Raw genomic sequence first — 17,828 nt, 5'->3', positions numbered from 1 at the left:
CGGCGCCGGGTCGCACCAGGGTCAGCGCGGCGCCCACCACGCCCACGCCGGCCGCGACCACGGCGGGGCGGCGCCAGCCGCGCGCGGCGGCGAGGCCCGAGGCGAGCGCGAGGCCGGCCACGACGAGGGCGACGAGCAGGGTGAGCAGCGGGCCGGTCGCGAGGGCGACGAGGTCGATGCCGTTGTGCACGACGAACTCCGCCGGCAGCAGCCGCTGCACCGCCTCACGCACCCCGGGCAGGGGTCCGGTGTGCAGGGTGAGCGCGCCGGCGGCGAGCTCGCTGACGCCGAACCCGAGGAGGGCCGCGACGAGGCCGGAACCGGCCCACGCGACGCGGGTGCGCTCCTCCACGCCCGTCCTCCTCTCGGCCCCGACCGTCCGGCATGATGCCCGACGTGACCGTATCCGGCGACGCCCCCGTGCACGGCCAGCCCCACCCCTCCCCCCACCCCCTCCCGCCCGCGCTGCCCCCCGCGTTGCCCCGTGTGGGCGTCGGCACCGACGTCCACCGGTTCGCCCCGGGCGCCCCGATGCACCTGGCGGGCCTGCACTTCCCGGACGAGGAGCAGGGCCTCGAGGGCCACTCCGACGCCGACGTCGCCGCCCACGCGGCCTGCGACGCCCTGCTGTCCGCGGCCGGCCTGGGCGACCTGGGGTCGAACTACGGCACGGCCGAGCCGGCCTGGGCGGGTGCCGCCGGGACGGCGCTGCTCGCCGAGACGGTACGGCGGGTGCGCGCCGCCGGCTTCGTGGTCGGCAACGTCGCCGTGCAGGTGATCGGCAACCGCCCCCGGATCGGGGCGCGCCGGGCCGAGGCGGAGGCGGTCCTCAGCGCCGTGGTCGGGGCGCCGGTGACGCTGTCGGCGACGACGACGGACGGGCTGGGGCTCACCGGGCGCGGCGAGGGCGTGGCGGCCGTCGCGACGGCGCTCGTCGTCCCCCTCGACCAGCCGGCCGGCTAGGCGCCGAACGACCCGAGCGCGCCGTCGTCACCGCCGAAGAGGGCCTGGGCCTGCTCGCCGGTCAGCGCGCCCAGCTCCTCGGCGAGGGCCTGCTCGATGACCCGCGCCAGCTCGTAGCGGAACGACGCGAGCACGGCCTGGCTGACGACCGGCAGCAGCGTCTCGATGCTGCCGACCAGCGCGGGCCACTTCTCCTCGGGCATGCCCTCGCCGAGGAAGCGGCGCCACACGTCGTCGCGGAAGGCCCCGACGTACGCCCCCGCCATCCGGCCCAGCAGGTCCTGCGACTGGCCGAAGAGCTCGAGCACGCGCTCCTTGCCCAGCCCGAGGCGCATGGCCTGGGCGCCGGCGCGCACGAGCGCGGGCCGCAGGAGGCGCACGGTGTCGGGGTCGACCCGCACCAGCAGGCCGCGCTCCTCGAGGCGCGCGACGAAGTCGTCGTCGTGCTCGATGCCGGCCAGCTCGGCCAGGGCGTCGACCGCGATCTCCTCCGGCTCGACCGTGCCGCCGACGGGGCGGGTGAGCAGCGTCAGGAGGTCGAGGGCGTGGGTCTCGGGCACGTGCGGGTTCTCCGCCAGGGCCTTCTCGACGGCGTTGAGGGTGTAGCCGCGGTCCAGGAGGTCGCGCACCAGCGCGAGGCGGGCGACGTGCTCCTCGCTGTAGTAGCCCTTGCGGCCCACGAGACGGGGTGCGGCCATGAGGCCACGGGTCGCGTACGCGCGGACGTTCCGCACGGTCATCCCGACCCGTGCGGCGAGCTCGTCGATCGTCATCTCCCCGTGGCGCGCACTCATCGCGGCCATCATCGCAGGGAGGTCCCCACCGGCGGGCACGACGCTCAGGCAGCGGCCTCCTGGCGGCGTCCGCCGACCAGGACGACGCCCTCGACGACCCGCACCTCGTACGCCGGCACCGAGACCCCCTCGTCCTCGCAGCAACGACCGGTGCGCAGGTCGAAGGAGCGCCGGTGCACCGGTGAGGCGACGAACGGCACGCCGTCGCGGGACCCGACGATGCCGCGTGCCATCACCGACGCGTGCGCGAACGGGTCGTGGTTGCCGAGCGCGAACACCCGGTCGTCCGGCAGCCGGAACAGCGCGATGGCCTGGCCGTGCACGAGCGCGGTCGCCCCGCGCTCCACCTCGAGCTCGGCCACGCGGCAGACCGGTCGCCACTCCTGCGCCCCGCCCATCGGTCCCCCTCGCTCCGACGGACCGCGCTGCGCCGGCAGGCGCCGCGAGGCCCGAGATCTCGCTGGTCGCTCGGAAACTAGGCTCTGCGTGTCAACGCCGCGTGTCGGTGTGTAACGCCCGTGAAAAACAACCGTCCGGAGGGAGCGCTCGTGAGCGCCGCCGTCGTCCTGCTCGCCGCCGGGTCCGGCACCCGTGTCGGCGCCGGGGTCAACAAGGTGCTGCTGCCCGTCGCCGGTGCGCCGGTGCTGGTGCACGCGCTGCGCTCCGCCCTGGCCGTCGGCGAGGTCGACCACCTCGTGGTCGTGGTGCGCCCCGGCGACGAGGCGGAGGTCGCCGACGCCGTGGCGCCCGTGCTCCTCGAGCACCCGGACCACGCCGACCGCGAGGTGCGGGTGACGGTGGGCGGGGCGACGCGGCACGCCTCCGAGCGCGCCGCCCTGCGGGCGCTCGAGGCGGAGGTGGACGACGGGAGCATCGACGTCGTCGCGCTGCACGACGCGGCCCGTCCGCTCGCCGCCCCGGTTCTGTACGACGCCGTGCTCGCCGCGGCCCGGGAGCACGGCGGCGCGGTCCCGGCGTACCCCGTCACGGGCCTCGTGCGCCGCGACGGCGGCCCGGTGCCGGGCGCGGGGCGCGGATCCCGGACCGTGGCGGTGCAGACCCCGCAGGCGTTCCGCGCCGACGTGCTGCTCGCGGCGCACCGCTGGGCGGAGGAGACGGGCTTCACCGGCACCGACACGGCCTCGTGCGTCGCGGCCTGGGCGGGGCGACCCGGTCACGGTGGGCCGGACGTGGAGGTCGTGGCGGTCCCCTCGGACGCCACCAACCTCAAGGTGACCTGGCCCGGCGACGTGCGCGTCGCCGAGCACCTCATCCGGCCGTGAGCGCCTCGAGCACGGCGAGGTCGGCGACCGACGACACGCGGGCCCCGCTGGCGGGCACCTCGACCAGCACGACGGGGTAGCGCGCCTGCAGCACGGTCGTCAGCGCCGCGAAGTCGGTCGACGGCAGGCGCTCCAGGTCGGCCACGACGCCGGCAGGCAGCACGACGGGCGAGGCCACCGCGGCGAGGTGGTCGCGGTCGACGGTGCCGCCGAGCACGCCGCCGCGCTCCAGCTTCACGGTGTCGGTCACCGGGCGCACCCCGACGACGACCACGTCCTCGGCGACGGCCCGGCGCACGCACTCCAGGATCACCCCGGCGTCGAGGAGCGGGCACAGCGCGTCGTGGAGCACGAACGGCACCTCGGCCTCCTGCACGACGGCCCACGGCGTGCCGAGGGCGACGGCCTCGACCTCCGCCGCGCCGAGGGCCCACGAGGCGCACGCGACGAGCGACTCGCCGTGGACGAGCGCGAACGGCAGCGCGCCGCGCCCCTCCTCCACGACGGCACCCCAGACGGGCCCCTCCACCTCGGGGTACGCCGGCTGCTCGCTGTCCTGGGTCACGCTCGCCAACCTAGCCCGCGACGTCGGCGCCGACGGCGCGCAGCACCGAGCGGTAGACCTCCGTCGTGCGGGCCGTCATCTCGTCGGCGGTGAAGCGCTCCGCGAAGCGGCGCCGTCCCTCCGCACCCTGCGCGGCCCGGCGGGCGGGGTCGCGCAGCAGACCGGCGATCGCCCCGGCGAGGGCCACGGCGTCGCGGGGGCGCACGAGCTCGCCGGTGCGACCCGGCTCGACGATCTCGGCGGTGCCGACCACCGAGGTGCCGACCACGGGGAGACCGGCGTCCATCGCCTCCATGGCGGCCAGCGGCATCCCCTCGTGCAGCGAGGGCAACGCGAAGACGTCCGCGGCGTCGAGCAGGTCGCGGGCGTCGGACCGGTGGCCGACGAGATGCAGGGCGTGCGCGACGCCGAGCGTCTCGGCCTGGGTGCGCAGGGCCGCCTCGAGGTGGCCGGAGCCGACCACGACGACGGCCAGGTCGGGCCACTGCGCGAGGAGGTGGGGCAGGGCGTCGACGAGGTAGCGCTGCCCCTTCATCACGGTCAGCCGCCCCACCGCCATCACGACCGGCTGGTGCGCGTCGAGCCCGAGGGCGCGGCGGGCGGCGGCCCGCCCCGGGGCCGCACGCCGTTGGGCACGGTGCTCAGCATCCCGGGCGGCACACCGATCCGCAGGTACGTCGCCCGCTGCGCCTCGGACACGGTCACGAGGTGGTCGACGTCCGCGATCGCGGCGAAGAACGGGTCGCGCTTGCGTCGCTCCGAGAGCATCCACGGCAGGTGCAGGGTCTGCACCACGGCCGGCACGCCGGCCGCCCGGGCCGCGCGGGCGCCGTCGAAGTTCTCCCGGCCCGTCCCGACGTGGGCGTGGAACACGGCGACGTGGCGCCGGCGCAGGTGGGTGGCGATCGCGGCGGCGAAGCCCGGGTCGCGGGGGTGGGGCAGGGCGACGGGTACGGCGCCCGCGGCCGCCGCGCGCTCGAGGAGGCGCCGGCCCGGGTCGGTGGGCCACGCCATGAGGGTGACGTCGGTGCCCCGCTCCAAGAGGCAGGCGGCGAGGTCGAGCATGTGCTGACCCATCCCGGAGGGGTCCGCCGAGGGCGTGTAGAGGCACGTCGCGGGCGGGACGGAGGACGCGGGCGGGCGGTGGGGGGCACGGAGCACCCGGCGTCCCCGGGCCGGGTCGGGGCGGGGCTCCCGCCGTACCTCCGGACGGGGCTGCGGGCGGGCGCCGGGGTGGGTCCCCGGGAACGTGGGCGTGTCGTGCGTCATGCGACCTCCTCCCGTGCCGTTACCCGGCACGGGGGTCGTTCAGGCGGGACGACCCGGGCACCGGGACGACGAGGGCCCCCGGGGTCATCACCCCGGGGGCCCTCGACGGAAGTGGTGGTGCAGTGGTGGTGCTCAGGAGGCGAGCACGTCGTCCAGGATCGACTCGGCCTTGTCCTCGTTCGTGCTCTCCGCGAGCGCGAGCTCGGACACGAGGATCTGGCGCGCCTTCGCCAGCATGCGCTTCTCGCCGGCCGACAGACCGCGGTCGCGCTCACGGCGCCACAGGTCGCGGACGACCTCGGCCACCTTGTTCACGTCGCCGCTGTGCAGCTTCTCCAGGTTGGCCTTGTAGCGGCGCGACCAGTTGGTCGGCTCCTCCACCTGCTCGGCGCGGAGGATGTCGAACACCCGGTCCAGGCCGGCCTTGTCCACGACGTCGCGCACTCCGACGAGGTCGAGGTTGCACGCCGGCACCCTCACCACCAGGTCCTGCTGGGCCACGATCCGCAGCACCAGGTACTGCCGGTCCTCTCCCTTGATCTTCCGCATCTCGATGTCCTCGATGACTGCGGCCCCGTGATTGGGATAGACGACCGTTTCGCCGACGGTGAAAGTCATATGTCAGGTTCCCCTTCCTAGGGGGTCGAGTCTAACACGGCTCTCATCTCCCTCTCAGGGACGTTTGTGCAGGTCAGCGCCTCGCAAGGGGTTGACAAGACAGGATCCGCTGTGGTGCGCACGCCCGCGGTGGACGCGATCTGCGCGCAAGACCTCCCCGGGCGGCCCGTCGTGACCGATACTCCCCTCCATGGCCGCCCCGACCACGAGCAGCGGGACGACGACGTCCGCGGCGTCGCCGTCCTCGTCCCCCTCGCCGACCTCGACGAGCCCCTCGGACGCCGCTCCCGCGCGCGCCCGCCGACGCATCCCCGTGCCCGGCGCCGTCCGCAACGCCCTGGCCCTCGTCGTCGCCGCCCACCCCCGCCAGCTGGTGCTCACCGCCGCCGCCGTGGCCCTGGCCGCGTTCGTCGCCGGGCGTCCCGTGGAGGAGGTCGCGCTCGTCGGGCTGACGGTGGCGATCGGCCAGGCCGTGCTGGGGTGGCACAACGACGTCGTGGACGCCGAGGCGGACCGCGACGCGGGACGGGCCGGCAAGCCGGTGGCCGACGGGCGCCTCGACGCGGGGACCGTGTGGTTCGCCGTCGCGGCGGCGGTGCTGGCCCTCGTGCCCCTGTCCGTGGCGAACGGTCTGGTGGCCGCCGCTGCGTACGTCGGCAGCCTCGTGGTCGCCCTGCTGGGCAACCTCGTGCTGCGGGGCAGCGTGCTGTCGTGGCTGCCGTGGGCCGTCTCCTTCGGCCTCTACCCGGTCTTCCTCTCGTACGGCGGGTTCGGCGGGCGCCACGAGGGCGAGCCGCCGCACCTCGTCGTCGTCGCGCTGGCGGCGCTCCTCGGCGTGTGCGTGCACTTCCTGCGGGCCCTGCCCGGGCTGGTGCAGGACAACCGCGACGGCCGCCGCCACCTCCCCCTCCGGGTCGCCCTGCGGACGGGCGCCTCGCGGCTGCTGCTGCTCTCCGGGGTGGCGACCGGCCTGGTCGTGGTCGGGCTCCTCGTCGCCGGGGCCACCGTCGGGCTGACCGCCTGAGGGCACGCGTCCCCGGCCCCGGGCCGGACGCTAGGCTGTCGTCCGCCACGCCCCGGCGCGGCGCAGGTCCCGCCCACCGACCGTCGAAGGTAGACACGATGTCGCGCACCCCCGCACGCACCTCCGCCGCCTCCCGCGCCCGCAGGCGCCGCACCGCCGGCGCCGTGCTGGCCGGGGCCCTGCTGGCGGCCCCCGCGCTGACCGGCTGCTCGAAGCTGACCGGCTTCGACGTCGAGACGGACCGGCCCTACGTGCCGAACCACGGGGCGAACTACCGCGTGTCCTCCCTCGACGCGCTCGTGCAGGTCAACGGCATGGTGATCGTGTCCGCGGAGGACGGCCGGGGCACCCTGGTCGCCACCTTCCTCAACACCTCGCGCGACACCATGACGACCCCGCAGATCGAGGCCACCGAGGGCGTCGAGCTGGTCGGCTACGAGCCGTTCGAGCTCTCGGGCAACGAGGCGGTCAACCTCGCCGACGAGACCATGGAGCCCATCACCGTGTCCGGCGACGACGTCGACGCCGGTGCCTCCATCCCGTTCGAGGTCGGCGAGGGCGAGGACGCCCGCACCATGTGGGTGCCCGTCGTCCCCGACGACGACGAGCTCACCACCGAGCCCCGCCGCGACGGGCACGAGAGCGGCGACGGGGAGGAGCACGAGGAGGCGCACGACGGCGCGGAGAACCCCTGGGCCGGTCTCGACCGCTCGGCCGACGGCGTCGCCGGGGAGGCCGCGACGGTCGCCCCGACGACCTCGGGCGAGCCCACCACGTCCGCGACCGACGACGGCTCGGAGGGCTGAGCGCCATGACGCACACCCTCGTGCTCCTGCGCCACGGCCAGAGCGAGTGGAACGCCAAGAACCTCTTCACCGGCTGGGTGGACGTGGCGCTGACCGAGCAGGGTCGCGCCGAGGCCGTCCGGGGCGGCGAGCTCATCCGCGAGGCGGGCCTGCTCCCCGACGTCGTGCACACCTCGCTGCAGCGCCGCGCCATCAACACGGCCGCGCTCGCGCTCGACGCCGCCGACCGCCACTGGATCCCCGTGAAGCGCTCGTGGCGCCTCAACGAGCGCCACTACGGCGCCCTCCAGGGCAAGGACAAGAAGCAGACGCTCGAGGAGTTCGGCGAGGAGCAGTTCATGCTCTGGCGCCGCTCGTTCGACGTGCCGCCCCCGCCCCTGGCCGACGACGACGAGTTCTCGCAGGCCGGCGACCCCCGCTACGCCGACCTCGGTGACGAGCTGCCCCGCACCGAGTGCCTGAAGGACGTCATCGAGCGGTTCCTGCCGTACTGGGAGTCGGAGATCGTCCCGGACCTGCAGGCCGACCGCACGGTGCTCGTCGCCGCGCACGGCAACAGCCTGCGCGCCCTCGTCAAGCACCTGGACCAGATCGGTGACGACGAGATCGCCGGGCTCAACATCCCGACGGGCATGCCGCTGGTCTACCGCCTCGACGCGTCGATGACGCCGACGGTGCGCGGCGGGGAGTACCTCGACCCCGAGGCCGCCGCCGCGGCCGCGGCGGCCGTCGCCAACCAGGGGCGCTGAGTCCCGCCGTACCCCCCGTGACGCCGTCACGACGGCCACCCCACGCACGAAGGGCCCGGAGATCACTCCGGGCCCTTCGTCGTCGGTGGGTCAGCGGGCGACCTGGTGCGCCGACGGGTTCTCGCCCGTGACGACGAAGACGACGCGGTTCGCGACGGAGACGGCGTGGTCGGCGATCCGCTCGTAGTAGCGGCCCAGCAGGGCCAGGTCGACGGCGGCCTCGACGCCGTGCGGCCAGTCGTCGCCGAGCATCGCCGTGAAGGTCGCGCGCCGCAGCTGGTCCATCTCGTCGTCGATGAGGCGCAGGTCGGCGGCCGACTCGGCGTCCCGGTTCGCGATGATCGTCTCGACGCGCGCCGTCATGGTCTCGGCGACCTTCGCCATGCGCTCGAGCGTGGGCCGCACCGGCTCCGGGACCGCGAGCTCCGGCACGCGCAGGCGGGCGATCTTCGCGACGTGCACCGAGAGGTCGCCCATGCGCTCCAGCTCGGTGACCATCCGCAGCGCGGCGACGACGACGCGCAGGTCGCCCGCGACCGGGGCCTCGAGGGAGAGCAGCGCGAACGCGTTCTCCTCGGTGCGCTCGCGGAGGTCGTCGATCTCCTTGTCGGCGGAGATGACGCGCTCGGCGATCTCGGCGTCGCCCGAGAGCAGCGCCTCCGTGGCGTCGGCGACCGCGTGACGGATCAGGCCGGCCATCGTGGCCAGGTCGTCGAAGAGGGAGTCGAGCTTCTCGTGGAAGATGACGCGCATGCCCCGACGGTACGACGTGCCCCGCGGGGCCGCCGACCGCTGCGGCGATCGATGCGTGAACGGGCGGTGAACATCCCCTCGCAGGGGTCCACGGCGGAGGGGGCACGGGTGGAGGATGCGTACGATCGCCGCGTGGACCCGTCGACCCAGGCACTCGTGGCTGCCCTCCTGGGCGCCCTCGTGGCCGGGTCGGCCGTGATGGCCTGGCACATCAGCGACCGGTTGCAGCGCTCCGCCCCGCCCGCCGCCGAGCCCGCCCTGCCCGCCGGCGTCGCCGACGTCCTGTCCGTGCTGCGCAGCAGCGGCCTGGTGGTCGACGACGACGACGTCGTGCTCAAGGCCTCCGCCCCGACGTACGCGCTGGGCATCGTGCGTGGCCGCGAGGTCGTGGACCCGCGCCTGGCCGAGATGGTGCGCGACGTGCGCCGCGACGGGCAGATCCGCGAGCAGGAGATCACGATGGCGCGCCCGGGCTACCCGACGCGCACGATCGTGGCCCGGGTGGCGCCGCTCGGCTCGCGCCTCGTGCTCGGCCTGGTCGAGGACCGCACCCGCGAGCACCGCGTGGAGGCGGTGCGCCGCGACTTCGTCGCGAACGTCAGCCACGAGCTCAAGACCCCCGTCGGCGCCATCCGCCTGCTGGCCGACGCAGCCGTCGAGGCGTCGGAGGACCCCGAGGCGGTCGAGCGCTTCGCGCTGCGGATGATCAAGGAGAGCGAGCGGCTCTCCGTGCTCGTCCAGCAGATCATCGAGCTCTCCCGCCTGCAGGGCGACGACCCGCTGGAGCACGCCGCGCCGGTCGACGTCGCCCAGGTCGTCGAGGCCGCCGTCGACACGAACACGATCGACGCGCAGACGCGCGACGTCACGGTGGCCTTCTCGGCCGAGCCCGACCTCGTGGTGCTCGGCGACCGCGAGCAGATCCTCATCGCGGTCGGCAACCTCGTCGCGAACGCGGTGACCTACAGCCCCGCCGGCTCGACGGTGGCGATCACCGCGAAGGCGTGCGACGACGACGTCGAGATCGCGGTCTCCGACCAGGGCATCGGCATCCCGGCCAGCGACATCGACCGCATCTTCGAGCGCTTCTACCGCGTCGACCCGGCGCGCCACCGCTCGACGGGCGGCACCGGCCTCGGCCTGTCCATCGTCAAGCACATCGCCGCCACGCACGGCGGCGATGTGCGCGTCTGGTCCGTCGAGGGCCAGGGTTCGACCTTCCGGCTCCGGCTGCCCCGCAGCCTGGACCACTCCCCCCACCACGACGACCTCGTCGTGCCCGAGGACCCCCGGGACCTCGTGTCCAGCTCCGAGCTCCGCCCCACCCACCAGGAGGAACGCCCGTGACGCGGGTACTCGTCGTCGAGGACGAAGAGAGCTACAGCGACGCGCTCGCCTACATGCTCCGCAAGGAAGGCTTCGAGGTGGCCATCGCCGCCGACGGCAACACGGCCCTGACCGAGTTCGACCGCAACGGCGCCGACATCGTCCTGCTCGACCTCATGCTCCCCGGCATCCCCGGGACCGAGGTGTGCCGCCAGATCCGGCAGACCTCGAGCGTGCCGGTCATCATGGTCAGCGCGAAGGACGACGAGGTCGACAAGGTGGTCGGCCTCGAGCTGGGCGCCGACGACTACGTCACCAAGCCCTACTCGCCCCGCGAGCTGGTGGCCCGCATCCGCGCCGTGCTGCGGCGCGGCGCCGAGCCGGACCTGTCGCCCTCCACGCTGGAGGCCGGGCCGGTGCGGATGGACGTGGAGCGTCACGTCGTCACGGTCGACGGCAACGAGCAGCGGCTGCCGCTCAAGGAGTTCGAGCTGCTCGAGATGTTCCTGCGCAACCCGGGCCGGGTGCTGACCCGCGGCCAGCTCATCGACCGCGTGTGGGGCTCCGACTACGTCGGCGACACCAAGACGCTCGACGTGCACGTGAAGCGCCTGCGCGCCAAGCTCGAACCGGACCCGAGCGAGCCGAAGTACCTCGTCACCGTGCGCGGCCTGGGCTACAAGCTCGACCTCTGAGGGTTGGCGGGGGATCGTCGCGGCCCGGCAGGAAACCCAGTGTCGCCGGGTCGGCGGGGTGCCCTAGCGTGCGGGGGTGAGCAGCACTCCCCCGCCCGCCGCGGCCCCCGCCCCGGCCCCCGCGCCCGACGACGTCACGCCCCGCCCGACGGAGCGGCCCTGGCTGCCGGTGGCCGCCGGCGCCGTGACGCTGGTGCTGTGGGCCTCGGCCTTCGTGGCGATCCGCCACCTCGGCGAGTCCGTCTCGCCGGGCGCCCTGTCGCTCGGCCGGCTGCTCGTCGCCGCCCTGGTGCTGGGGGCGCTCCTGCTGCTGCGCCGCCGCTCCTCGCTGCGCTGGCCGGTACGCCGGCACCTCCCCGTCCTGCTGCTCTGCGGCGTCGCCTGGTTCGGGGTCTACAACGTGGCGCTCAACGCCGCGGAGCGGCGCATCGACGCCGGCACCGCCGCCCTGGTGGTGCAGGTCGGCCCGATCCTCGTCGCGCTGCTGGCCACCGTGTTCCTCGGCGAGGTGCTCCACCGGTGGCTCGTCGTCGGCATGGTCGTGGGCTTCGCGGGCGTCGTGGTCATCGCGCAGGCCTCCTCGGGCCACGGCACGGGTGACCTGGGCGGCGTGCTGCTCGCCCTCGTCGCCGCGCTGACCTACGCCGTGGGGGTGCTGAGCCAGAAGCCCGTGCTGGCCCACGCGGGCGCCCTGGAGGTGACCTTCCTGGCCTGCGCGATCGGCGCGGCCGTGTGCCTGCCCTGGGCCGGCGACCTCGTGACGATGCTGGGCGACTCGTCGGTCGACACCGTGGTGTGGATCGTCTACCTCGGGCTGTTCCCGACGGCGCTGGCGTTCAGCACCTGGGCCTACGCGCTGTCGCGCACCAACGCCTCGACGATGGCGCTGACGACGTTCCTCGTGCCGTTCCTCGCCGCGGGCATCGCATGGGTGGCGCTCGACGAGGTGCCCCCGCCGCTGGCGTTCCTCGGCGGCGCGCTGTGCATCGGCGGCGTGCTGCTGACCCGGCGCCGGCCGCGGCCGGCCGCTGCAGGGTCCTAGCCGCGCCGCGCGCCGGCGTCGGTGTCGGGGCCCTGCTCGAGCCAGCCCCGGAACGCGTCGAGGTTGCGGGTCGACTCCCCGCGCTCGATGCGCCACTCCCACTCGCGGCGGATGGAGGTGGCGAACCCCAGCTCGAGGATCGTGTTGAACGACTCGTCGGCGTAGGTCAGCACCGAGCCGAGCAGGCGGTCGAGCCCCTCCTCGCCGAGCCCCTCCAGCGGCAGGCGCGCGTCGAGGTAGATGTCGCCGGTGCGGTCGACGGCGAAGGCGACGGCGTACATCCGCAGGTTGCGCTGCAGCAGCCAGCGGTAGACGCCTTCGTGGTTCTCGTCGGGGTTGCGGCACACGAACGCGTGCACCCCCAGCGCGTGCCGGCCCACGTCGAGGCGCACCGGGATCGTCAGCTTGCGCTCGCCGGGCAGCGAGAGGGAGAAGACGCCGGGGACCTGCTCGTCGTGCTCGATGCCGCCCGCCTCGAGGTAGGCGCGCACCAGCGCGCGGGCCCCCTCGTCGACGTCGGGCTCGGGCTGCTGCTCGTCCAGCTCGCTCACCGGGTCACCGTCCTGCCGTCACGCGCATCGTGCGACGCGCGTGCTCGTACGCCGCCAGCGTGGCCTCCGCGGCCCGCTCCCAGGCGAACCCGCGGGCGTGCTCCAGCGCTCCCGCCGACAGCGCGAGGCGCGCGGCGTCGTCGCGCAGGAGGCGGCGCAGCACCGCGGCCCAGTCGCCCGGCTCGTGGGTGTCGACCAACCAGCCGCTCTCGCCGTGGCGCACGGCCGTCGTCAGGCCTCCGACGCCGGCGGCGACCACCGGCGTACCGGTCGCCTGGGCCTCGAGCGCGACGAGGCCGAACGACTCGTTGTACGACGGCACGGCCACGAGATCGGCGGCGGCGTACCACCACGCGAGCTCGGCCTGGCCGACCGGCGGCACGAACCGGACGACGTCGTCGAGCCCGAGCTCGCCGACCAGCTGCGCCAGGGCCTCCGGGCGGGCCAGCCCCGAGCCCGACGGACCGCCGACGATGGGGACGACGAGACCGGGGCGCAGGGCCGGGTCGTCGGCGAGCAGGCGGGCCACGGCGCGCACCAGCACGTCGGGCGCCTTGAGGGGCTGGATGCGGCCGGCGAAGAGCACGACGCGGGCGTCGCGCGGCAGCCCGAGCGCGGCGCGGACGCTCGCGCGGTGCTGCGGACGGAAGCGTCCGAGGTCGACACCGGGGTGGATGACCTGCACGCGCTCGGGCGCCGCGCCGTACAGGCTCACCAGCTCGTCGGCCTCGCGGACGGTGTTGGCCACGAGGAGGTCGGCCGCGTCGACGACCTGCTCCTCCCCGATGACGCGCACGGCCGGCTCGGGGCGGTCGCCGGCCGCGAGCGCGGCGTTCTTGACCTTCGCCATCGTGTGCATGGAGTGCACGAGCGGCACGTCCCACCGGTCGCGGGCCAGGGCCCCGACCTGGCCGGACAGCCAGTAGTGGGTGTGGACGGCGTCGAAGTGGCCGCGGGGCGCCTCGGCCTCCTGCCGGAGCACCTCGCGGGCGAAGGCGCACAGCTGGGCGGGCAGGTCGGCCTTGTCCATGCCCTCGTAGGGGCCGGCCACGAGGTGGCTGACGCGGACGTGCTCGGCCACCTCCACGACGGCGGGCTGGCGCGACGACGTCGCCCGCGTCATCACCTCGACGTCCACGCCGAGGGCGCCGATGCGGCGCGCGAGCTCGAGCACGTAGACGTTCATGCCGCCGGCGTCGCCGGTGCCGGGCTGGTCGAGCGGCGAGGTGTGGAGGCTGACCATCGCGACCCGCTTCACCCGGCACCTCCTCGCCTCGGCCCGCCCCACGTCGGGGACCGGGCACCGCCGCCCATTGTCCACCCCGGCCCCAAGGTCGGTCAGACTGGGCGCATGTCCACGCCCAGCGCCCCCGCCACCCGCCGTACCGCCGTCGTCACCGGAGCCAGCAGCGGCATCGGTGCGGCGACCGCCCGCACCCTGGCCGCCGCCGGGTTCCACGTCGTGTGCGCCGCCCGGCGCGCCGAGCGGGTCGAGGCGCTCGCCGCCGAGATCGACGGCACCGCGGTGGCCTGCGACGTCACCGTCGCCGCCCAGGTCGCCGACCTCGCCCGGGCCGCGGGCGACGTGGTGCACGTGCTCGTCAACAACGCCGGCGGGGCGTTCGGCTCCGACCCGGTCGAGCGGGCGGACGCGGAGCAGTGGCGCGCGATGTACGACGTCAACGTCGTCGGCCTGCTGCAGGTGACCCAGGCCCTGCTGCCCGCGCTGCGGGCCAGCGGCGACGCCGTCGTCGTCAACGTCGGCTCGACCGCCGGCCGGGTGGCCTACGAGGGCGGCGCCGGCTACACCGCCGCCAAGCACGGCACGAAGGTCGTCACGCAGACCCTGCGCCTCGAGCTCGTCGGCGAGCCCGTCCGCATCACGGAGGTCGCGCCCGGCATGGTGCACACGCCCGAGTTCTCCCTCGTGCGCTTCGGCGGCGACCAGGAGGCCGCCGACCGCGTGTACGCCGGCGTGCCCGACCCGCTGGTCGCCGAGGACGTCGCCGACGCCATCGGCTGGGTCGTCACGCGCCCGAGCCACGTCAACATCGACGAGCTCGTCATCCGGCCCCGCGCCCAGGCGGCGCAGCACAAGGTGCACCGCGTGGCGCCCGGCGCCTGAGGGGCCAACTGCCGGCGCCGGGCGGCGCTCAGCCGTCGGCCGCCTGCGCCACGTCGCGGAGACGGTCGACGTAGCGGTCCCACCACGCCTCGTCGGCGTCCGGCAGGTTGTCGTTGCCGGCGGCCAGGCCGCGGGCCCCGTCGATGCCCTCCCGGACGACGTCGGCGTGCCCGGCGTGCCGCGCCGTCTCCGCGATCATGTGGACGAGCACGTGGTGCAGCGTCGTGTCGCCCTGCTCGCCCCACCACGGCACCCGACCCGGGGCGTCGAGCGGGAGCGCGGCGATGGTGTCGTCGGAGTGGGACGCCATCCGGCGGTAGAGGGCGACCAGTTCCTCGGGCGACTCGTCGGGGCGCGCCCACATGTCGGAGTTGGGCTCCTCGTCGGCCCCCGTGGCGATGTCGAGCACCCACTGGGGCGCCCAGTGCGGCGGGCGTCCGAACACGAGCCCGAAGTAGCCCGCCTCGGTGAACGCCAGGTGCTTGACGAGACCGAGCAGGTTGGTGCCCGACGGGGTCGCGGGCCAGCGCTGGTCGCGCTCGGGCAGTCCCTCGAGCTTCCACAGCACCGCCTCGCGGTGCGAGCGCAGGTAGCGTGCAGCACATCCTTCGTGGTGTCCATGCCCGCACGCTAGCGCCGGTGGCGGACCGTGGCGGTCCGCCTTCCCGACGTCGTCGCGACCGCTCCCCGGGGGCGTCGCCTCAGCGCACGTCGGCGGCGGCGGCGCGCCCCGCCGTACGCCCCGAGAAGAGGCAGCCGCCCAGGAACGTGCCCTCGAGCGCGTTGTAGCCGTGCATGCCGCCGCCGCCGAAGCCCGCCACCTCGCCCGCGGCGTACAGGCCCGGCAGGGGGGCGCCCGACGCGGTGAGGCAGCGGGCGCGCAGGTCGGTCTCGAGCCCGCCGAGGCTCTTGCGCGTCAGCACGTGCAGGCGGACCGCGATGAGCGGACCCGCCGCCGGGTCGAGGAGGCGGTGGGGGGAGGCGACGCGGACGAGCTTGTCACCCAGGTAGCCCCGCGCCCCCCGCAGCGCGGTGATCTGGGCGTCCTTCGTGTACGGGTTCTCGATCTCGCGGTCGCGCTGCTCGACGAGGCGGCGCAGGGCGGTCTCGTCGATGCGGGCGGTGCCGTTGCGCTCGTTCATGCCGGCGACGAGGGTCGTGAGGTCGTCGGCCACGACGAAGTCCTCGCCGTGCTCCTTGAACGCCTCGATCGGGCCCGGGGCGCCGGGCGTGACACGCTTGAGCAGCAGCCGCAGGTCCTTGCCGGTGAGGTCGGGGTTCTGCTCGGATCCCGAGAGCGCGAACTCCTTCTCGATGATCTTCTGCGTCAGCACGAACCACGAGTGGTCGTGGCCGGTGGAGCGCAGGTGGCGCAGGGTGCCCAGGGTGTCGAACCCGGGGTGGTACGGCGCGGGCAGCCGGTCGCCGTTCGCGTCGAGCCACAGCGAGGAGGGGCCGGGCAGGATGCGGATGCCGTGGTTCGCCCAGATCGGGTCCCAGTTGCGGATGCCCTCGACGTAGTGCCACATGCGGTCGGGGTTGACGACGCGGGCGCCCGTCGCCTCCGTGATGCCGAGCATCCGGCCGTCGACGTGGGCCGGGACACCGGCGACCATCGACGCGGGCGGCTCGCCGAGGCGGGCCGGCCAGTTGCGCCGTACGAGGTCGTGGTCGCCGCCGATGCCGCCGCTGGTGACGACGACCGCCTGCGCGCGGATCTCGAAGTCGCCGGTCTCGTCGCGGTTGGAGGCGCCGCCGCGCCGGACGTCGTCCGGGGCGAGGGTGCGCCCGCGCACGCCCACCGCCGCACCGCCCTCGACGACGACCTCGTCGACGCGGTGCCGGAACGCGAGCTTGAGCCGGCCCGTGGCCACGTGCTCACGCACCCGCCGCTCGAACGGCGCGACGACGCCCGGGCCCGTGCCCCACGTGATGTGGAAGCGCGGCACCGAGTTGCCGTGGCCCTCGGCCCGCCCGTCGCCGCGCTCGGCCCAGCCCACCACCGGGAAGATGCGGTGGCCCATCGCCCGCAGCCACGAGCGCTTCTCGCCCGCGGCGAAGTCGACGTAGGCCTCCGCCCAGGCCCGGGGCCAGCGGTCCTCCTCACGGTCGAACTGCGCGGAGCCCATCCAGTCCTGCAGCGCGAGGTCGACGGAGTCGCGCACGCGCATGCGCCGCTGCTCCGGGCTGTCGACGAGGAAGAGCCCGCCGAGGCTCCAGAACGCCTGGCCGCCCAGCGACTGCTCGGGCTCCTGGTCCACCAGCACGACCCAGCGGCCCGCGTCGGCGGCCTCCGCCGCGGCGACCAGTCCGGCCAGGCCGGCTCCGACGACGACGACGTCCGTGCGCACGGGTGGGCTCCCTCCCCCGGCCGGGCACCTCCCGGTCGGCCGCGCCCATGATGGCGCACCGGGCGTCCCCGCGGGGCGGTACGCCGGGGGCGCGTCAGGCGTCGGGGACGGGCGTGCGAGCGGGGCCGGCGCTCAGCCGGGTCCCGAGCGCGTGGGCCTCGCGCAGCAGCAGGGCGCCCAGCTCGCGGCGCCGGGCGGGGGCGAACCGGGCCTCGATCCCCGTGAGGGTCAGCGCCCACGCCGGGCGACCCGCGCCGTCGAACACCGCGGCGGCGAGCCCCCAGCTGCCCTCGACGATGAGCCCGGGGTTGGTGGCGTAGCCGTCGGCCCGGGTGGTGGCGATGCGGGCCCGCAACGCCTCGGGGGCGTGGGGCGCGCCGTACCGGGGGGCGAGGTCGACGCGGGCGAGGTAGTCCTCCACCTCGCGGTCGGGCAGGTGGGCGAGCACGACGAGCCCCGCCGAGACGACCCCGAGCGGGAACCGTGCACCCTCGACGAGCACGTGGGAGCGGATGGGGAAGTCACCGTCCTCGCGCAGCAGGCAGACGGTGTCGTCGCCGCGGCGCGCCGAGAAGAAGGCGCTCTCCCCCGTCACCTCGGCGAGGCGCCGCACCGCGGGGTGGGCCACCTGGGCGACGTCGTAGCGACGTGCCGCCGCCGCGCCCAGCACGAACAGCTCCGGCCCGAGGTGCCAGCGGCCGCTCCCGGCCGCGCGGTCCACGAACCCCTCCTCGAGCAGCGCGCTCAGCAGCCGGTGGACCGTCGGGCGCGGCAGCCCGACGGCCCGGGCGAGGTCGGCCGTGCGGGCTCCCGCGGCGTCGAGCTCGGCGAGCGCCCGCAGCACGGCCGCGGTGCGCCCGACCATGCCCAGGGGTTCGCTCACGACGGGATCGTACGACGCGTCCGCTCAGTGG

Annotated in this window: 22 protein-coding genes; 9 read left to right on the top strand and 13 right to left on the bottom strand. The window is 75.3% G+C overall.

Annotation, left to right across the window (positions count from 1 at the left end; genetic code table 11):
* The coding region (locus KK617_RS11975; protein ID WP_277500254.1) for a hypothetical protein at nucleotides 1–352 on the bottom strand (352 nt) is incomplete at its 3' end.
* 125 nt (nucleotides 353–477) lie between these two features.
* On the opposite strand from KK617_RS11975, the gene ispF reads away from it, so the two are divergent.
* Nucleotides 478–963 carry a 2-C-methyl-D-erythritol 2,4-cyclodiphosphate synthase gene (ispF, locus tag KK617_RS11970; RefSeq protein ID WP_277500257.1) on the top strand — a complete coding sequence of 162 codons (486 nt, stop codon included), beginning with the start codon at nucleotides 478–480 and terminating at the stop codon, nucleotides 961–963.
* Here ispF and KK617_RS11965 read toward each other — a convergent pair.
* Both KK617_RS11965 and nirD read right to left on the bottom strand, forming a co-directional pair.
* Nucleotides 960–1,757 (bottom strand): MerR family transcriptional regulator, encoded by a 798-nt coding sequence (locus KK617_RS11965; protein WP_277500253.1) that lies wholly within the window; start codon nucleotides 1,755–1,757, stop codon nucleotides 960–962. The genes ispF and KK617_RS11965 overlap by 4 nt on opposite strands.
* A gap of 44 nt (nucleotides 1,758–1,801) precedes the next feature.
* Nucleotides 1,802–2,155, bottom strand: coding sequence for a nitrite reductase small subunit NirD (gene nirD / locus KK617_RS11960; protein WP_277500251.1), 354 nt, complete (start codon nucleotides 2,153–2,155; stop codon nucleotides 1,802–1,804).
* A 150-nt stretch (nucleotides 2,156–2,305) separates the two neighbouring features.
* Here nirD and KK617_RS11955 point away from each other — a divergent pair, with 150 nt between their 5' ends.
* A complete protein-coding gene (locus KK617_RS11955; RefSeq protein ID WP_277500249.1) occupies nucleotides 2,306–3,040 on the top strand; it encodes an IspD/TarI family cytidylyltransferase in 735 nt (244 codons plus the stop codon).
* Here KK617_RS11955 and KK617_RS11950 read toward each other — a convergent pair.
* The 4 genes from KK617_RS11950 to KK617_RS11935 form a co-directional block, all read right to left on the bottom strand.
* Nucleotides 3,027–3,605, bottom strand: a complete 579-nt coding sequence (locus KK617_RS11950) for a 2-C-methyl-D-erythritol 4-phosphate cytidylyltransferase (RefSeq protein WP_277500248.1) — start codon at nucleotides 3,603–3,605, stop codon at nucleotides 3,027–3,029. The two genes, KK617_RS11955 and KK617_RS11950, sit on opposite strands and share 14 nt — an antisense overlap.
* Before the next feature lie 10 nt (nucleotides 3,606–3,615).
* A complete protein-coding gene (locus KK617_RS11945) occupies nucleotides 3,616–4,164 on the bottom strand; it encodes a glycosyltransferase (protein ID WP_277500256.1) in 549 nt (182 codons plus the stop codon).
* A complete protein-coding gene (locus tag KK617_RS11940) occupies nucleotides 4,164–4,874 on the bottom strand; it encodes a glycosyltransferase family 4 protein (protein ID WP_277500247.1) in 711 nt (236 codons plus the stop codon). Before KK617_RS11940 ends, KK617_RS11945 begins: the two co-directional genes overlap by 1 nt.
* A 132-nt stretch (nucleotides 4,875–5,006) precedes the next feature.
* Nucleotides 5,007–5,492, bottom strand: a complete 486-nt coding sequence (locus tag KK617_RS11935; protein ID WP_277500246.1) for a CarD family transcriptional regulator — start codon at nucleotides 5,490–5,492, stop codon at nucleotides 5,007–5,009.
* A gap of 190 nt (nucleotides 5,493–5,682) precedes the next feature.
* Here KK617_RS11935 and KK617_RS11930 point away from each other — a divergent pair, with 190 nt between their 5' ends.
* From KK617_RS11930 to KK617_RS11920, 3 genes are all read left to right on the top strand, one after another.
* Nucleotides 5,683–6,516, top strand: coding sequence for a UbiA family prenyltransferase (locus KK617_RS11930; protein ID WP_277500245.1), 834 nt, complete (start codon nucleotides 5,683–5,685; stop codon nucleotides 6,514–6,516).
* 98 nt (nucleotides 6,517–6,614) lie between these two features.
* A complete protein-coding gene (locus KK617_RS11925) occupies nucleotides 6,615–7,322 on the top strand; it encodes a hypothetical protein (protein WP_277500244.1) in 708 nt (235 codons plus the stop codon).
* 5 nt (nucleotides 7,323–7,327) lie between these two features.
* Entirely contained in the window at nucleotides 7,328–8,071 is a 744-nt protein-coding gene (locus KK617_RS11920) for a phosphoglyceromutase (protein WP_277500243.1), read from the top strand.
* 90 nt (nucleotides 8,072–8,161) lie between these two features.
* Here the strand turns inward: KK617_RS11920 and phoU are convergent, their stop codons facing one another.
* A complete protein-coding gene (phoU, locus tag KK617_RS11915; RefSeq protein WP_277500242.1) occupies nucleotides 8,162–8,824 on the bottom strand; it encodes a phosphate signaling complex protein PhoU in 663 nt (220 codons plus the stop codon).
* A 132-nt stretch (nucleotides 8,825–8,956) separates the two neighbouring features.
* On the opposite strand from phoU, the gene KK617_RS11910 reads away from it, so the two are divergent.
* The 3 genes from KK617_RS11910 to KK617_RS11900 all read left to right on the top strand — a co-directional run bounded on the left by KK617_RS11910 (nucleotide 8,957) and on the right by KK617_RS11900 (nucleotide 11,887).
* Complete coding sequence (locus KK617_RS11910) at nucleotides 8,957–10,171, top strand: ATP-binding protein (protein WP_277500240.1); 1,215 nt, start codon at nucleotides 8,957–8,959, stop codon at nucleotides 10,169–10,171.
* Nucleotides 10,168–10,845 (top strand): response regulator transcription factor, encoded by a 678-nt coding sequence (locus KK617_RS11905; RefSeq protein WP_163774485.1) that lies wholly within the window; start codon nucleotides 10,168–10,170, stop codon nucleotides 10,843–10,845. Before KK617_RS11910 ends, KK617_RS11905 begins: the two co-directional genes overlap by 4 nt.
* A gap of 76 nt (nucleotides 10,846–10,921) precedes the next feature.
* Nucleotides 10,922–11,887 carry a DMT family transporter gene (locus tag KK617_RS11900; RefSeq protein ID WP_277500239.1) on the top strand — a complete coding sequence of 322 codons (966 nt, stop codon included), beginning with the start codon at nucleotides 10,922–10,924 and terminating at the stop codon, nucleotides 11,885–11,887.
* Here the strand turns inward: KK617_RS11900 and KK617_RS11895 are convergent.
* Entirely contained in the window at nucleotides 11,884–12,381 is a 498-nt protein-coding gene (locus tag KK617_RS11895) for a YbjN domain-containing protein (RefSeq protein ID WP_301799691.1), read from the bottom strand. The two genes, KK617_RS11900 and KK617_RS11895, sit on opposite strands and share 4 nt — an antisense overlap.
* A gap of 61 nt (nucleotides 12,382–12,442) precedes the next feature.
* Nucleotides 12,443–13,696 (bottom strand): D-inositol-3-phosphate glycosyltransferase, encoded by a 1,254-nt coding sequence (mshA, locus tag KK617_RS11890; protein WP_277500237.1) that lies wholly within the window; start codon nucleotides 13,694–13,696, stop codon nucleotides 12,443–12,445.
* A 93-nt stretch (nucleotides 13,697–13,789) separates the two neighbouring features.
* Here mshA and KK617_RS11885 point away from each other — a divergent pair, with 93 nt between their 5' ends.
* A complete protein-coding gene (locus KK617_RS11885) occupies nucleotides 13,790–14,563 on the top strand; it encodes an SDR family NAD(P)-dependent oxidoreductase (protein WP_277500236.1) in 774 nt (257 codons plus the stop codon).
* A gap of 28 nt (nucleotides 14,564–14,591) precedes the next feature.
* Here the strand turns inward: KK617_RS11885 and KK617_RS11880 are convergent, their stop codons facing one another.
* The 3 genes from KK617_RS11880 to KK617_RS11870 all read right to left on the bottom strand — a co-directional run bounded on the left by KK617_RS11880 (nucleotide 14,592) and on the right by KK617_RS11870 (nucleotide 17,797).
* A complete protein-coding gene (locus KK617_RS11880; RefSeq protein WP_277500235.1) occupies nucleotides 14,592–15,131 on the bottom strand; it encodes a DinB family protein in 540 nt (179 codons plus the stop codon).
* Between the two features lie 133 nt (nucleotides 15,132–15,264).
* Nucleotides 15,265–16,914 carry an FAD-binding dehydrogenase gene (locus tag KK617_RS11875; RefSeq protein WP_277500234.1) on the bottom strand — a complete coding sequence of 550 codons (1,650 nt, stop codon included), beginning with the start codon at nucleotides 16,912–16,914 and terminating at the stop codon, nucleotides 15,265–15,267.
* Between the two features lie 94 nt (nucleotides 16,915–17,008).
* Nucleotides 17,009–17,797 (bottom strand): IclR family transcriptional regulator, encoded by a 789-nt coding sequence (locus KK617_RS11870; RefSeq protein ID WP_277500233.1) that lies wholly within the window; start codon nucleotides 17,795–17,797, stop codon nucleotides 17,009–17,011.
* Nucleotides 17,798–17,828: the final 31 nt, after the last annotated feature.

It is taken from the genome of Nocardioides sp. ChNu-99 (genome assembly GCF_029493445.1).
Classification (GTDB): domain Bacteria; phylum Actinomycetota; class Actinomycetes; order Propionibacteriales; family Nocardioidaceae; genus Nocardioides.
Note: the sequence above shows the minus strand (reverse complement) of the source record. Positions and strands in the feature narration are given on the sequence as shown.